The following is a 15,156-nucleotide window of genomic DNA, read 5'->3' as shown; positions in this document are numbered from 1 at the left end:
CAGATATGCGCAAGCACCAGGAAGATTCGAAACCCACGGTTGTGGAATGCAACGGAAAGTTGGCCGCGATGGGTGATGCCCTCTACGCGATTGGCGGGAAGTGGAAATTGCGGGTGATTTTGGCCCTCTCAGAAGGAAATATGCGGTTCAATGATTTGCAGCGGAGTATTTCCGGCATTTCGGCGCGGGTGCTCTCCAATGAATTGAAAGAACTCGAAATGAATGGTTTTGTAAAACGGATCGTGTATACCGATCCGACAGTTATCATTGAATATGAACTGACGGATTACAGCGACACCCTCGATCCAGTGCTGAGCTCGCTCATCAACTGGGGTGAAATGCACCGGGCCAAAATCAGAAGCGATGCAAGAGCGGAAGCGGGCGTTACTGCTCGGGCAGTGTTACAGTAATGTGCCACATATCGCCGGAATTCGTCACTTTTTCTGTTCCCCAAACGCCCTGACCGCCGTCGGCCCGCAGATAGACCCCGAAAATCAAAGTCGTGATTTGCGAGCCTTTCACTACTACGCTGCCACAGGCTGCACCGGTATCGCAGCCGCCGGTGATGATGGTTCTAGCGTGAAGGATTTTCTTTTTTGAAGGATCAATCAGCATATCCTTGTTTCCTGACAATTTCGTGAGGGTAAGACCCGGTGTTTGAAGCTCCAACTCAGTAGCAAAACCCAGTTTTTTATTGGCAAAATTGGTGGTAGCGCCCAAGCCCATGAAGGAAATTACCGGGTCTGTTACCGGTCGGCTGAACTGCAAACGCAATTTTCCATAATAATACCGGCTCGTATCGGACTTCGGCGCATTCGACAGCAGCAGCGGCTTCGCGGAAAGGAAAATCTGTAAACCCGCATTGACATATAAATTGATCCCCCGCCCGACCGGACCATTCGGATGCGCCGTGAAAATTGTCCGGGTGGTATCTACATAATAATAACTGCTGTTCACAACCGGAACCGCCTTTATCTGGCTGCTGCTCGCCCCCGATGCAGCACCGAATGTAAGACCGGTAACATGCTGCGGAACTGTCACATACTTCTGATCGTCGAAGCTGAATGTGACAGAAATGTTTCGAGGGGCCTTCTGAAAATAGATGCCGTCGTCGGTGCTGCCGTTGTTATTCAGAAAAAATGTGAGCGTCTGCGGAATAGAGGTCGGCCCTTTGGGGACGGGCAGCGGATAACTGTTATTGATTCCGTCCTGCACAAATTCCAGCGTATTTTGTGCGTACAGCGGTGTAACAAGGAGCCAGTATGCGCATAGCAAAACCGGTATAAATAACCGAATTGAAGAAGTAAGCATGTGTAAAAACTAAATATGGTTGAGATATATCGGTTGCAAGATAAGTTTTCACAACTTCGGTTCCCAGCATTTTTCTACACAGTTTTGATATATAACAACAAAATCCATAACATTCTGGATTTGTTACCATTAAGAAATTGCGAAGCTTTTAATGCACTGATTGTTAAGCAAATATGAAGTTCAGGAATTATCAAACTCCATCAATAAATCGGCAATACGGTCGTCCAGCGGCGGCGTGAGGGTTGCAAAATGCCACCAGGAGTGAATTTTTGCTCCTGCCTCGATCAGCTTTCTGATGATTTCTACATGGTCCGGGCTCACTCCGCGGTTGATCGTGGCCCATAGTGTCTGGTCCAGTACCGTCCCCCCTATTTCATGCCTTGCTTCCAGCGGCGCCCGCCTTTTTAACAATAGATCGACAATTTCCAGGTGACCCAGGTAAGCCGCCCAATGCAGCGCTGTCCACTGCTTATGATCACGGGAAAGCAGGTTAATGTGATTGTCAAGCAAATAAGAAACAGTATCGACACGGTTCAACATCGCAGCCCATACAAATCCCAGTTCAAGGTTTTCCTGAGGTGTTTTCATCCTGGGCAGCCAGCCAACATTCAGTATCGGCGCGTCGGCAGTTACCTTTCCATTTTCATCGAGGTATTGCGCCAGTATTTCACGCCTCCCCATCGCCGCAGCAGTTACCACATTGTCGATCCTGGCACCGCGAGCTGCTAATGTTTCCGCAGCTCCGGCATGTCGGTGATACAAGGCGGTGACCAGCGGAGAGCTGTCGTCGAGCACACCATTCACTTTTGCGCCATGATCCAGCAACTTTTCAACCAAAGCCGACTGCACGCCTGCCGCGGCAGAATGTCCACTGGAAACGGTTAATTCCAGGGTTGTTGCCAGGCGATTGTCGAATACCTTTGCCAGCGCATCCACCTCGCAGCCTTTTGAAAGAAGCAGTTCTGCTATCTCAACAATGTTCGCCGGCGTTTCCTGGCGGTAAATTTCAAGTCCGTTTGCGGCCACATAATGCAGCAAGGTAGCTTCATGCGCCCTGGAAGAGCGTGAGCGCACAATTCTTGGATCAGAGGCGATGAGAAATTCCAAAGTTTCGGCATCGCCGCGAACGATCGCGTCCACCGCCCGCTCAAATTTCTGCACCTGCGAGCCTTCACGAGCTAACTCACAAATGTGGGAAATAAATGTTTCCAGATCAGAAAATCCGTGCTCGCGTGCCAGTATCAGCCGCGCATCGTCGAGGCTGAAATTTTGCAGCAGCCGGTTTACGTCAGCCAGTTTATCCGGGTCGGGATGATATTTCCGGATATGTTGAATGGTATAATTACTGACTGTTTTGCAGGATTCGAAAAGCTCGCAGGCTTTACTTTCATAATAATCCAGGGTCGGCGTTTCTATCAGAGGAAGTACGTCTGTGGTATTCATATAAGTGAGTCGTAAAAAAACCGCATCATCCAGTCTGAGTTGGATTAGTCCAATTTGAAAAGAACGATTTGGTGTGGTGTCAAACAAAAAACCTGCGCAATCCTGCCTCATTTTGGAGGCCTATGCTTTGTACAGATATTCCTAAAAAGCGCCAAAAACTAGTTCGATGTGAACAAAGTAGCCCGGCCTGGGCGAACGATCAAGATAGAGGGTAGTGGATTATTTTGCCTATAAAAATAAATGGAAAAATAATATTTTCCTGGCTTGGCTGTGTAGTATTTACTAAATAATTATTACAAATGTATATCGACGAAATTAGCCGGTGCAAGCGCGGAACCAGCGATACCCGTAAGCTTCGAGCGTAATGGTATGCCGTCCTTTTTCATCGAGCACACTTTCAATGTTGTTCATCAGGTCTACAAGCCTTCCCGTGCGCGCTTGCTCCTCAGGTACAACAAGTTCCAGGGACTTCTCCTCGAAATTATGCCAGATCAGCAGCACCCTGCTTTTCCACGTATATTTCATCCCCAGGATTTGCTTGTATCCCGTCTCCATAATCTCCCAGTTACCGTATCCGATTTCCGGACATTCTTTTCGGAGGCGGATCAGCGAAGTCATCCAGTTGAGCAGAGAAGAAGGGTCACGGCGCTGGTTTTCCACATTCATGTGATCATAGGCATAATATCCTTCCTTGATGACCGGATTGACGAGGTGGCTTGCTTTGGAAAAACCGCCCTGGCTTTCGGACGACCATTGCATCGGCGTCCGCACGGCTTCTCGCTCTGGCAGCGAAAGATCATCCCCCATTCCTATCTCGTCGCCGTAGCGTATTACAGGCGTACCGGGCAGCGAAAACATGAGACTGTAAGCTAGTTCCGTCTGCGCACGATTGCCGAGCATGGGCGAAAGTCTCCTCCGGATCCCGCGGTCGTAAAGCTGCATTTCTTTCTCGGGGCCAAATCTTTCGAAAACTTTCTGGCGTTCTTCGTCGGTAAGCCGGCCCAGATCGAGCTCGTCGTGGTTACGCAGAAAGTGCGCCCACTGGCTCATTTGAGGAATTTCGCGGGTGGCCTCGAGCGCTTTGATCAGCGGCGTGGAATCCGAGGTCGCGAGCGCGTAGAATGTATATTGGTTAACGAAAAAATTGAACATGAGGTGAATGCCGTCACCATCCTCGCCGAAATATTTTTTGCTTTCTTTCGGTAGCACGTTTGCTTCTCCCAGCAACACGGCATCGCCCCGTCTCCACTGCAAAAAGCTGCGCATAGCTTTGAGATATTCAAAATGCAGCGGAATTTCCTTACCATCAAGCGACGGCGATTCAAGAATAAAAGGTACGGCATCCACGCGAAACCCGGCTATGCCAAGTTCGAGCCAGTAGCCCATAATGCGGTTGATCTCCTCGCGAACTTCCGGGTTATCCGTATTCAGGTCCGGCTGGAAATCGTAAAAACGGTGGAAATAATAGGATTTGGAATCTTTATGTTTGGTCCAGGTCGCCTTCTGCACACCGGGGAAAACCATTCCCTTGTTCCAGTTCTTGGGTCTTTTATCCGACCACACATACCAGTCGCGCTTCGGATTGTCTTTGGACGAGCTTGCTTCCTTGAACCAGCGGTGCTGGTCGGAGGTATGGTTTACAACCAGGTCAATGATGACTTTGATCCCGAGCTTTCTGGCTTTATGTATAAAATCAACGAAGTCGCCACTGGAACCGTGGCGGGGGTCTACGCCGTAAAAATCACTGATATCATATCCGTTATCGCGGTTGGGCGTCGGCTGGAAAGGTGCCAGCCAGATGGTGTCGAGGCCCAGCGCGTGCAGGTAATCCAAGCGGTTGCAAAGTCCTTCAAAATCGCCTACCCCGTCGTCGTTTCCGTCCATAAACGTTTCGAGATCGAGGCTGTATATCACTGCATTTTTATACCAAAGTTCTTCAAGCATGGGTCAGAATATTGTGTTTCTGACCCATGGTAAAAAAGCAATGCCATCAGGCGACCGACGTTATTTTTCTCCGTCGTACATGTTAAATGCGAGCAAATGTTTTTTGAAAATGGCCTCGTACTGATCCGCTTCCTTCACCTGATTGGCCCGCCGGCATTCCTGTACAATACTTTGCAGGATAAACAGATCCACATTCACATCCCGGTTGCGCTGGCCACCTTGTTCTTTGATCCAAGTCAGGTTTTCATCCGAGCGCAGCGCCATCGTCCTGGCCGAGTCCAGCGCCTTTTTATTTTCACCCACCTCAAAAAGCGGCCCTATAAATCCGACGGATACCTGGTCAAATGGAATGGTATCGTCAGGCATAACGGCCATCGCCTTGTCCACCACTTTTTTGGCCTTATCCAGTTTCTTTTCCGCGATCAGCTGCTGCGCAAGCCGCAAAAATGAAAGCCTGGCGGTCACTACCGGCGCACCTTTGTAAGTATCATCGTAATATACTTTCGGGTTGTTCATTTCGCGCCAGAAAGTCTTGTTCATGAGGTTGTCATACATCACGTCGGAATTGACATATCCATCCGTCGCGCCCTCGACACGCACGGGAAGAAGCCGGTACACGTAGCCTTCCTGCTGCAAATATTCCTGCAAGCCGAGGTTATGCGTCGAGCCCATCGTGGAGGAGAAATAGATCGGGCGTTTCCAATTATTGCTCGCGATGACATCCAGCATAACCAAATCAAATTTAAAAAGGTCTTTGTCACCAATGTTCCAGCTCATGGAATCGGTGAGATAGGGTTCCAATTCTTTTTTCACGATACCCATCGCACCTACTGCTTTTTTATCGACAGGAAGAAATAAAGTGGATGAAGGTAAAATCGAAGTCATTTCGCCGGAGGTCAGCGGCACCTGTATCGCCTTATTTTCGTGCTTGATGAGATCCAGGTATTCTTTGAGGTTGATACCATTTTTCACCGACGCGATTTCGTAGAAAGGCACATACTCGTTTTTTCCGGTGAGGTATTGGCTGGTATCCAATGTGAAAGGCAGCGCGTCCGATTGATTGATCTTTCGTTTCAGCTGCTGAATGTACCAGTCGGCTCCCAAGAAAGTCTGCACGCAAACCCGCACATCCGTCCTGAAACCCTCCACTTCCTGTACATACCAGAGCGGGAATGTATCATTATCCCCTCCGGTAAAAAGTATGGCATTCGGCGCGCAGGAGTTCAGCAGGTTCCTGGCGAAATCAACTGAATGATACCGGTTACTGCGATCATGGTTATCCCAGCCCGCCGCGATCATAACCACCGGCACCGACACACTTGCAGCAACCGCCATGCCGGCTTGTAAGGCTGGTTTCTTAATGATTTTATTTAAAAAATTCGCCACGGCCATCACACCTACGCCCACCCACATACAGAAAATATAGAACGAACCGACGTAAATGTAGTCACGTTCGCGCGGTTCAGAGGGCGGTGAGTTGAGGTAGACAACCAATGCTGCGCCGGTCAGTACAAAGAGCAGCCCGAGCACCAGCAAATCTTTTCTAGATTTGGAAAACATGAAAACGATCCCGAAAAGCCCCAGTAAAAAGGGCAGCATAAAAAAGTTGTTGTGGCCCCGGTTTTCCCGGATCGAAAAGGGATATTTTTTCACAGAATCCCACGGCAGCATTACGCCCGCACCTTCCTGGTCGCTCTCCCGGCCGACAAAATTCCAGAGAAAATAACGCCAGTACATGTGCCCGAGTTGATGGGAAAACAGGTAGGTCAGGTTTTGTTTCATGGTGGGTTTTTCACCAGGCGCCAAACCTGTCATTTGCTGATAAAGCTGCGGATGCCCCGGCTGCGAGCTGTACATTCTCGGAAAAAGCATACTGCTGCCAGGTTCGTAGCCGTACACCGGCTTGTAGTCGATAATTACATACTTACCGTCTTTTTGAATATAAACCGGCGAGCCCCGGTCCTGACTGACGGGACGCGAAATAAATGATGGCCCGTAGAGTAGCGGGCGGCTTTCATACTGTTCTCTTTTTAAATAATAAACAAACCGCAGCACGCCGCTCGGATTATTTTCATTGATGGGCGGATTATAAGCGGAGCGCACCAGGACCATCGCGTAGGAAGAGTAACCCACCAGCACAAACGCAAAAGACAGCAATGCGGTATTGAGCATCACCCTGCCTGTCCGATGTGAAAAGCGAATAGCCCAGACCAATGTGCCCAGGAAGAGCACGATAAAAAACGTTACGCCGGAATTGTAAGGCAGCCCCAGCGAATTGACAAAGAAGATCTCAAATTTGCCAGCCAGCTCGGGAAGCCCCGGAATAATGCCGGAGTTGATGATACCCAAAATGAGCAACCCTGCCAAAAATGCCACCGAGCCGCCGAAGAATGTTGGTTTTGGATATTTTTTAAAATAATAAACCAGGGCTAATGCGGGGATTGTGACCAGATTGAGTAAGTGTACACCGATGGAAAGTCCTACCAGATAAGCAGTTAAGATCAGCCAGCGATTCTCTGTAGCCGAATCTTCCACACGCTCCCATTTAAAAACCGACCAGATCACGATCGCTGTAAAAAAGGACGACATGCCGTAAACTTCCGCCTCGACAGCCGAAAACCAGAATGAATCGGACCAGGCATAAGCCAGCGCGCCGATCACGCCCGAGCCCATGATCAGTGCCATTTCTGCATTGTCCAGCGCATCAGTCTTTTTACCTACCAGCTTGACCGCCAGCATCGAAATGGTTTTGTACAGAAAAAAAATAGTGAATGCGCTGCTCAAAACCGAAACCATGTTCACCCAATAAGCGACCTGCATCACATCACCCAGGGCAAGGAGTGAAAACAAGCGGCCGATCAGCAGAAAAAATGGTGCGCCGGGCGGATGCGGCACCTGCAACTTGAATGCGCAGGCAATAAATTCGCCGCAGTCCCAGAAGCTGGCCGTGCGCTCCATGGTCATCAGGTAAGTGACCAGGGCGACTGCAAATACAGTCCAGCTGGTAATGTTGTTCCATTTTTTAAAAGGCGTTGTCATGATCCGGGTGTTTTAGGTCGCGTTGGAAATCGTGCCCAAAACTATCGACACTGCCCGGAAGCGCAGGCAGGCGCATTCTTAAAAAAAGTTAACGCAAACGGCCGGAATGTGCGGTTTAACTTTCTTTAACAACCGCGATATACATGACAAGAAAATGAGTCGTCCGATTTTGCCGGGCGACTGATTTTGTAAAGAACAAATGCGGGAACTACCTGATGAGCAAGAGGTAGTAAATAAAATAAATGAATGAAGTCCAGAGTGCGGAGCCCATTGTTACTGTAAGTATAACAGCGCCAAAAAAAGGCAATTCCGCCGATTTGGGATAATTGACAGCCCTTTCCATGAAAATAAAAAATCGTTGTTGTTGTGAGGAGATTTTTAACTGTTACCGGAGACGATCCGGGTTTTTAAAAAAGCCTAACGTTGAGTGTCAATGTATTCTTGCCTTCTGTTTTTTATAAATTTCCACTTTTTTGAACAATTCCAGAATGTTGGTCACATCCAGCTTCTCAAAGATCCTGGCCTTGTAGGTACTCACTGTACTTTCCTTGATATTCAGGTCAATAGCAATGTCCTTTGTCCATTTACCGATCAGCAGCATATCCATAATTTCCAGCTCGCGGTTCGATAATATTTCCAGCGGACTGTCCTTGCTTTCTCTTTCAAGCATGCTGCTGGTGATGAGCTGGCTTTGTACAACATGACTGATATACGTACCACCATTCAATACCGAGGTGATTGCTCTTTCCAGTTCTTCATTCGAAGAATCTTTGGGCAAATAACCGCTTGCGCCTGCTTTGAAATAATGGATTGCATAAAGCTCCTCATCCTGTGACGAGAAAATCAGGACTTTCACCTTGCTTTGTATCGCCTTGATCTTATCGATCATGTTAAAGCCTTCGCCGCCCGGAATTTTGACATCCAGAATCACCAGATCAAAATACCTGGACTGTAAATGCCGCAAAGTTTCGTTAAAGCTGCCGGCTTCAATGACGTTAACAGATGGCAGAAAATCCTCTATGAGCAACTTTACCCCCATTCTCACGATGGAATGGTCTTCCACCAATAACACTGTCTTCATTAACGCAAGTAAATAGTACTATTTCTTATTTAAAGGTAAGAGAATATCCACAAAATCTCATGTAGAAAATTCACTACTTATACTATTTTTTGAAAAAATGATATGAACCGATGTTCCTGAGGGCAAATTGGGCTCCGCCAGCAGCTTCGCACCGACCAGTGAACTGAGCTCTTTCACAATGAGCAACCCCATCCCGAAGCTTTGCGCATTGTGCTCCGTACCCGGAATTTTGCTCGGGCTGTTGATCCAGCCCATGATGCGCGGGTCCATGCCGGTACCCGAATCTGTTACGGTCAGGTGCAGCTCATTCCGGTGATCGGTACAGCTAACGGTGATTTTGCCGTCGTAAGTTACCTTGATTGCGTTGTCTATCAGGTTGTGCAGGATAATGCTGATGAGCTGGGGATTACTTTTGAGGATGACACCGGGTAGCACATGATTGACCAGCATAGCCGAGTTGCCTTCCGCCTCGGTAACGAATATTTCGAACTTCTGCTGGACGAGTTCATTCAGATCGAGGTATACCAGATTCAGTACGCTGTTTTTATACCTCAGTTCCGTGTATTCCAGCAGGTTTTTCATGAAGTTATAAAGCCGGCTGCTCGACTGGCTGATCGCCCGCACGGTCGGTAAATCGGGATAATTCCTGGCAAGTCGCGCGGTGGTTGTCATCAGAAACCGCAGCGGACTTTTGATATCATGGGAAATGCTGGCGAGCAAATGTTTCTGGTGCCGCAACTCGTCATCCTGCCGCACCCGCGACTGTTCTAGTGAATTGAGGCTGGCGGTCAGCTCGGTCGTTTTGGAATCCAGCGCCTGTATGGTGTCGTAAAACGAATTGAAGAAATAATAGTTGATCAGTACCAGGAAGATGAAGTTGTGAAAGAGCAGTACGGCCAAACCAAAATTACCCGATCCTTCCGGCCCCCAGGGCACCATCAGCCCAACCGAATGTCCAAGGATAATGTAAAGGATAAATGGTGTGATCGCGAGCCCCGAGTACGAGAGTCCCCATTTGTTTCCCAAACCATAAAATGAACAGGTACTTATTATTGCCACATATTGCAGCGTGGCCAAGTTCAAGCCGCCTTCGAATGCGAAGAGATTTGTCCAGATTATTGTTAAAAAAATCAGTACTGCCGCGTGTATAGACCGCCGCCAATTAGCGCCCATGGACACCACAATGTAAAACAAGATCGCGACCGCCAACAGTACCGAGATCCGCACGATCTGGACTTTGGCATCCTGAATCACATAAAAAGCAAGAAGGAGTGCGGTTGTAACTAACCTTAAATGCAGTGCGTAAGACAAAATTTTGATGCGTGCCCGGTGCAAATTATTTTTCTCCTGCGCCAACTGCTTCCTTACAGGCCACTCCAAAAATGAAAAATTCATGTGTGCGGATTTATAAGCTATCCAGTTATACTATGATCTGTATACGAAAAGGCAGGTTTATGGAAAATTCACAAACCTTGCAACCCCAAAATATGGCGATAACGCCAAATCTAACCAAAAAACGAAAGTACGGGTGTAGAGAAATTGCTACAAGATAAATAATCGCAAACTACACCCAAATTATCTTTTGTCTTGTATAATTGTAACCTATTTCTGGTTCTGCAGGACGAAGCGAAAGATATGGAGGTTCTGATCCGGGAAGCTGAGATTGTTATAAACGTTGAGTATATCTTACACCTTCCGGTAGCTGTTACCTGAAGGTGTTTTGTTTTAAGAGGTATGGCTGTTTCGGTGTGGAGTAACCGGGGAATTAACTTGGCAGGCGACGGAGGGGTATCTGGCGCTATCACGAGAATGTGCTAACACCTGATTGTATTGGGGAAAATAATAAAGGAACGTTGGATATTTAGTGTGTAAGGTCGGGACGAATACTAGTTCTTTTCCTTCGCTTTTTTCGCTTTCTTCACTTCACCCGGTGTGAACTCACCATTGATCCATCTCACGAAATTTTTTGACTGAACCTGATAAACCTGTGCTGACAGCGGTTTCAGATCCGACTTTTCAATTTCAAGGAGGTAATCAGCGAGCAGCCGGTTGATTTCATCCAGGTATTTACTTTGCGTTTTCATAACAGGGTAATTAAGGTTTAAAAACATAATGACTCTTTAACATTCATCTTCAAAGACACTGCTCATCCAACTGGCTGCAATTATAATTTAATCATTTTATACGGTGCATTTTTTTGTGGTGACACCGCTGGTTTAAAGGGGTGTAACCTGCTCTCACTGGGGACAGCATTTACGGTTGGAAAATTGGTTGGCAGCATTGCTTAACCGTTTGTAACTGCTCTGAGGGCATATGTTACGCAGCAAATCATGGGCCGGCGATTCGTGAGAAGGGGGCTTTCAAGCCTGTTTTAAAAAATGGGACAAATCGAAGAACCACTCAAAATCTTCTTTTAGTCCCAAAATATATTTGAACCGACACAAAAAAAGGAGCCTTCGCTGGAAAGCTCCTGAGACATTTCTGATCAAACCGGTCATTCACAAAGACAATCACAAACCATTTTAGCGCCGCCAGGGACCATGTCGTACTCATGCAAAGTACCGTAGGCGATGAACGAGAGTTTGAGTTTGTTACCGTCCGGCGAAACGATCATCGTGATTTTGACTGGCTCATTCGTGAAGCCAGCGCCGGTGAATGAATGGTATGTTCCGTCGACGGTCACCGTTTTTCCCTGCCGGAAAGAAAGATTGGGAAGATCGGTGTATTCGCAGCAGGTACCTGAAAACTGGTAAGCACCGTTTTTGGGTGCCAGGGTACCGCAGCCGGCCGACCAAATTGTTGTAGGAGCGATCTTATCGCCATCCGTACAGGCTGACAATAAGATCGTTATGATAAAAATAAGTCTGGTAATTCTGAACATAACAAGTGTTTTAAATCCGATGGTAGACAGGCAAAATCTCACATTGGTTGTAACATTAACCCTTATTATGACGAAAATCAATGGTCATTTATTTCTTTCTCAGATAAACATCATTGCTGATCGATTCCAGCTTCACATCCGGGCCGCCGCCGTTGGACGTTCCTTCCAGCATATACCCGACGATCGGGTGCGACTCTTTCTTACCTTTCAATACAATGTCAAAATCGGAATAAACTTCGCCGGTGATGGTTTTCATCGCTACATTGATACCCTTTGCTTTCGGCCAGCTCATGTCCACAAACCCGCTGATACTCTTCGCGAAAATGGGTGTGCCTGTGCCCTGAATGTCAATGTTACCGTCGATGGTTTCCAGTTTGAGTTTTGCATTTCGGGGCAGAAACACCTGGTATTCAAGCTCCTTGCAGATGTAATGCTGGTTTTTACCATCATTGCTCCAACTACTCACCTTGTCACTCGGACAATCTTCCCACTTCCCCTGTTTAACCATTTCACGGTCAAAATCAACTTCCAGGCTTAGCTCGCCGGCAGTGCTCTTATCGGTAACTACGAGCGCATCATTCAATTTGTTATTGTTAATTACCACCCTGATTTTCACATACACTTCGGCTTTGTCCCAGTACCGCACCTTAATGCTATCGGCAAATTTCAGGTTCAGATTGGCTACCTGCCCGTCTTTGTAAGGCAAGTGCTTTTCAATGATTTTCTGGGCGAACAATGGGCTGGCGATCAGGGCCAGCAGGATGATTAAGAGGTTTTTTTTCATGGCTACAGATGCAAAAGTGATGGCTATTTTTTACGGATATAAATGTTGCTGCTAATTGTTTTTAATTGAAATTCAACCCCTCCGCCATTCGTCGTACCCTCGATATCATTTCCCCCGCCCACTTTCGACAGGCCGTTTTTCGAACTTTTCACACCCAGGTCGAAGTCCGTATACATTTCCCCGTTGATCGACCGCAGTCTCATATCCGACTTCACTGTCGCCGGTAGCGTCACATCAATTTCGCCGCTGATCGTAGAAATTGCCGTGGGTTTTGTTTGGTCCAGTGCAGTGAAAGTAGCCGTCACATTTCCGCTCGTCGAGTTGGCTACGACGGGGCCGGTAACATTGGTCAGGTTAATGTCTGTATTGTTGGTTTTGATTTCCAGATCTCCATCCATCCCGCTGATATTCAGTCTGGAACCGCCCTGCCAGTTCACTTCCTGGAAGAAAACAGCCACCTGCTTCGGCACTTTAATGGTGTACTTCGCTTCCTTCCGCATCACTTTTTCGATCTTCACACTATTTCCCTCCGTGATCACAGAAAGCCCGATCCCGCTGTTATCGACACCCGAATTATACAGTGGTTTGAGACCCTTGGCCCGCTCGGGCGCCACTTCCATATTTTTTGCCGCCTGAATGATCACCTCGTCACCCGCATATCCTTCGATTTTGACATCGCTGGCAGTCATCTCGATGATCACCTTTTTATCCTTGGTATTGGCAAGCTTCGCTCTGAATTCCTGCCCCTGCGCCCTCATTTCGGTAAGGCACAGCAGGGTCACTATACCCGTTAAAAGTACTTTTTTCATGGTTTTTGATTAAAATATGTAATTGATTAATTCTCTTAAACGTCGGCCGAAGTCAGTTCACTTACACCTTCCTTGGCTTTGGCCCGCACCACTTCCATCACTTTTTCATCGCGCAAAAGTTGCTGAAAAGGTTCGACGGCACGTTTTTCCTTGATCGAAACCAGTACTTCAATCAAAGTGATTTGAATGTTCGGATCTGTCTGGATAGCAAGGGATTGCACCAGCGCTTCGCTCACCTCAGGCTCATTAATAAAATGTTGCAGCGCCTGGCAGGCCGCAAGCCGCACATTCACATTGGGGTCAAAATTCAATGTATTTACCAGCAGTCTGGTAATGTCCTGGTCCACTTCCGAAAGCTTGTAACTCTGATTTACAGCCTGAATGCGCTCGCTCGCCGAAGTCTCGCTTACTTTTTCAAAGGCCAGTACACTTTTTATTGCCTGATGGGAAACTTCATCTTTTGATTTAGGCAAAAAAGCGATATCTCCCTGATCCTTACGCTGCTGCAACAGCAACCCGCCCGTAAACCCGACGATGAGCAATGCTAACCCGGCCGCGATCCGCACCAGCCAGCTGCCAAACCGGCGTATCGGCGCCTGCTTTGGTGGCTCCAACAAATTAGCCAGCTGACTGTTAAATGTCAGCGATGGAAGTTCATTTCTTGCCGAAACAAAATAGCCGAACTGCGCGCCGTGGGTTTTCAAATGTTCGGGCACCACCTCGTTTTGGAAAAAATTTTTCAGCACTTTTTCCTCCTCAATGGTCGTTTCGCCCTCGTAATATTTTTCTAATAACTTTTCAATATCCTGATCCATAGTCGTTTGCTTTAAGGTAACTCTCGCGCAGCTTCTGCCTCGCCCGCGAAAGAATCGTCCGAATGTTGGCATTCGTCAGCCCGGTTACCTGTTCTATTTCTTCAAAAGAATACTCCTCCACATCCCGCAAATGCAGCACCAGCTTATGCTGTTCCGGCAACTCACTTATCAGCTTGTAGATCAGCGCCTCACTGTCCGCATTTTCCAGCTGCCGGTGCGGCGTCATTTCTGCGGCCTGCACTTCCGTCATATCCACATTATACTGTACCTTCTGCTTGTGATGCGATTTCAGCCGGTCCAGACACAAATTCTTGGTCATCTGCACCGCCAGCGCGTCGATACTCTGGTACGTTTCCAGCTGCTGCCGGTTGGTCCACAGCCTCATCAACACATCCTGGATGGCATCTTCCGCCTCCTCGCGGTTACCAAGAAACATTTGCGCCAGCCTGAAAAGGCGTCCCTGCACGGGAAGAATACGTTGTGTGAAGGCTTGTAAATCCATTTCAATTACAAAGACGACCAGCCCTCCTATTCGTTACAGCCAACTGGAAAATATTTTCAAAAAATGTCCGCACCGTTAACTTCCTGTCCGATTTCGAACAAAGAATTTTATCAAAAACATCATTTAGAATGCACCAAGGCACATTTGCTAATCTGGCTCACTATTTGTTTTGCATAATTAAAACTAATACCCTTTTCAAATATGAAGAGAACATTCCTGGGAGAATTTGAAGAAATCGTCCTGCTGGTGGTCGCGGCAAGCACCGAAGAAGCGTATGGGGTGACGATTTGGGAAAGTATCCAGCAAACCACCGGCCGGTCGATCACATTGAGCGCGGTGCACGCCACCTTATACCGCCTCGAAGAAAAAGGATTCCTTACCTCTGAGATGGGCGGCGCCACGGCTGAGCGCGGCGGCAGGAGAAAACGGTTTTTCAAGATTACCAATTTCGGCAACCGCGCCCTACATGAAATTCAGGACTTACGCGCAGAGCTCTGGAAAGCAATCCCGCATGACAGAATGCAGCCGAAACTGAGCTTTTCCTGAG

The 15,156-nt window shown here is 47.7% G+C and carries 14 protein-coding genes; 2 read left to right on the top strand and 12 right to left on the bottom strand.

Translation table 11 applies throughout. From position 1 onward, the window contains the following. Positions 1-5 precede the first annotated feature (5 nt). Positions 6-410 (top strand): winged helix-turn-helix transcriptional regulator, encoded by a 405-nt coding sequence (locus FEN17_RS01240; protein ID WP_138363503.1) that lies wholly within the window; start codon positions 6-8, stop codon positions 408-410. Here the strand turns inward: FEN17_RS01240 and FEN17_RS01235 are convergent. The 12 genes from FEN17_RS01235 to FEN17_RS01180 form a co-directional block, all read right to left on the bottom strand. Then, the gene (locus tag FEN17_RS01235) at positions 385-1,311 is read right to left on the bottom strand and encodes a hypothetical protein (RefSeq protein WP_229208636.1); all 927 of its coding nucleotides are present in this window, start codon (positions 1,309-1,311) and stop codon (positions 385-387) included. The genes FEN17_RS01240 and FEN17_RS01235 overlap by 26 nt on opposite strands. Positions 1,312-1,491: 180 nt before the next feature. After that, entirely contained in the window at positions 1,492-2,754 is a 1,263-nt protein-coding gene (locus FEN17_RS01230; protein WP_138363502.1) for an ankyrin repeat domain-containing protein, read from the bottom strand. Positions 2,755-3,069: 315 nt separating this feature from the next. After that, complete coding sequence (locus tag FEN17_RS01225) at positions 3,070-4,698, bottom strand: alpha-amylase family protein (protein WP_138363501.1); 1,629 nt, start codon at positions 4,696-4,698, stop codon at positions 3,070-3,072. A gap of 60 nt (positions 4,699-4,758) precedes the next feature. Further along, positions 4,759-7,737 carry a glycosyltransferase family 117 protein gene (locus FEN17_RS01220; protein WP_138363500.1) on the bottom strand — a complete coding sequence of 993 codons (2,979 nt, stop codon included), beginning with the start codon at positions 7,735-7,737 and terminating at the stop codon, positions 4,759-4,761. Between the two features lie 430 nt (positions 7,738-8,167). After that, complete coding sequence (locus FEN17_RS01215; RefSeq protein WP_138363499.1) at positions 8,168-8,818, bottom strand: response regulator; 651 nt, start codon at positions 8,816-8,818, stop codon at positions 8,168-8,170. 57 nt (positions 8,819-8,875) lie between these two features. Further along, positions 8,876-10,213, bottom strand: a complete 1,338-nt coding sequence (locus FEN17_RS01210) for a sensor histidine kinase (protein WP_138363498.1) — start codon at positions 10,211-10,213, stop codon at positions 8,876-8,878. Between the two features lie 491 nt (positions 10,214-10,704). Beyond that, positions 10,705-10,902, bottom strand: a complete 198-nt coding sequence (locus FEN17_RS01205; protein ID WP_138363497.1) for a hypothetical protein — start codon at positions 10,900-10,902, stop codon at positions 10,705-10,707. 410 nt (positions 10,903-11,312) lie between these two features. Beyond that, on the bottom strand, positions 11,313-11,699 hold the full coding sequence (locus FEN17_RS01200) for a hypothetical protein (protein ID WP_138363496.1): 387 nt from the start codon (positions 11,697-11,699) through the stop codon (positions 11,313-11,315). Positions 11,700-11,787: 88 nt separating this feature from the next. Then, complete coding sequence (locus FEN17_RS01195) at positions 11,788-12,483, bottom strand: DUF4097 family beta strand repeat-containing protein (protein ID WP_138363495.1); 696 nt, start codon at positions 12,481-12,483, stop codon at positions 11,788-11,790. A gap of 23 nt (positions 12,484-12,506) precedes the next feature. Next, positions 12,507-13,292, bottom strand: a complete 786-nt coding sequence (locus FEN17_RS01190) for a DUF4097 family beta strand repeat-containing protein (protein ID WP_138363494.1) — start codon at positions 13,290-13,292, stop codon at positions 12,507-12,509. A gap of 35 nt (positions 13,293-13,327) precedes the next feature. Beyond that, positions 13,328-14,107, bottom strand: coding sequence for a HEAT repeat domain-containing protein (locus FEN17_RS01185; protein WP_138363493.1), 780 nt, complete (start codon positions 14,105-14,107; stop codon positions 13,328-13,330). Continuing rightward, a complete protein-coding gene (locus FEN17_RS01180; protein WP_138363492.1) occupies positions 14,091-14,609 on the bottom strand; it encodes a GFO_1088 family ECF-type sigma factor in 519 nt (172 codons plus the stop codon). The genes FEN17_RS01185 and FEN17_RS01180 overlap by 17 nt, the downstream gene beginning before the upstream one ends. 201 nt (positions 14,610-14,810) lie before the next feature. Here FEN17_RS01180 and FEN17_RS01175 point away from each other — a divergent pair, with 201 nt between their 5' ends. Continuing rightward, positions 14,811-15,155, top strand: coding sequence for a PadR family transcriptional regulator (locus tag FEN17_RS01175; protein ID WP_138363491.1), 345 nt, complete (start codon positions 14,811-14,813; stop codon positions 15,153-15,155). Position 15,156: the final 1 nt, after the last annotated feature.

Source organism: Dyadobacter luticola, from assembly GCF_005860805.1.
Lineage (GTDB): Bacteria > Bacteroidota > Bacteroidia > Cytophagales > Spirosomataceae > Dyadobacter > Dyadobacter luticola.
This window is presented reverse-complemented; position numbering and strand designations above follow the sequence as displayed.

Excerpts from the sequence above, each read along its gene's own strand:
- FEN17_RS01195 (WP_138363495.1), bottom strand. The coding sequence starts at position 12,483 with ATGAAAAAAAACCTCTTAATCATCCTGCTGGCCCTGATCGCCAGCCCA.
- FEN17_RS01215 (WP_138363499.1), bottom strand. The coding sequence starts at position 8,818 with ATGAAGACAGTGTTATTGGTGGAAGACCATTCCATCGTGAGAATGGGG.
- FEN17_RS01240 (WP_138363503.1), top strand. The coding sequence starts at position 6 with ATGCGCAAGCACCAGGAAGATTCGAAACCCACGGTTGTGGAATGCAAC.
- FEN17_RS01210 (WP_138363498.1), bottom strand. The coding sequence starts at position 10,213 with ATGAATTTTTCATTTTTGGAGTGGCCTGTAAGGAAGCAGTTGGCGCAG.
- FEN17_RS01205 (WP_138363497.1), bottom strand. The coding sequence starts at position 10,902 with ATGAAAACGCAAAGTAAATACCTGGATGAAATCAACCGGCTGCTCGCT.
- FEN17_RS01185 (WP_138363493.1), bottom strand. The coding sequence starts at position 14,107 with ATGGATCAGGATATTGAAAAGTTATTAGAAAAATATTACGAGGGCGAA.
- FEN17_RS01220 (WP_138363500.1), bottom strand. The coding sequence starts at position 7,737 with ATGACAACGCCTTTTAAAAAATGGAACAACATTACCAGCTGGACTGTA.
- FEN17_RS01235 (WP_229208636.1), bottom strand. The coding sequence starts at position 1,311 with ATGCTTACTTCTTCAATTCGGTTATTTATACCGGTTTTGCTATGCGCA.
- FEN17_RS01225 (WP_138363501.1), bottom strand. The coding sequence starts at position 4,698 with ATGCTTGAAGAACTTTGGTATAAAAATGCAGTGATATACAGCCTCGAT.
- FEN17_RS01180 (WP_138363492.1), bottom strand. The coding sequence starts at position 14,609 with ATGGATTTACAAGCCTTCACACAACGTATTCTTCCCGTGCAGGGACGC.
- FEN17_RS01230 (WP_138363502.1), bottom strand. The coding sequence starts at position 2,754 with ATGAATACCACAGACGTACTTCCTCTGATAGAAACGCCGACCCTGGAT.
- FEN17_RS01190 (WP_138363494.1), bottom strand. The coding sequence starts at position 13,292 with ATGAAAAAAGTACTTTTAACGGGTATAGTGACCCTGCTGTGCCTTACC.
- FEN17_RS01200 (WP_138363496.1), bottom strand. The coding sequence starts at position 11,699 with ATGTTCAGAATTACCAGACTTATTTTTATCATAACGATCTTATTGTCA.
- FEN17_RS01175 (WP_138363491.1), top strand. The coding sequence starts at position 14,811 with ATGAAGAGAACATTCCTGGGAGAATTTGAAGAAATCGTCCTGCTGGTG.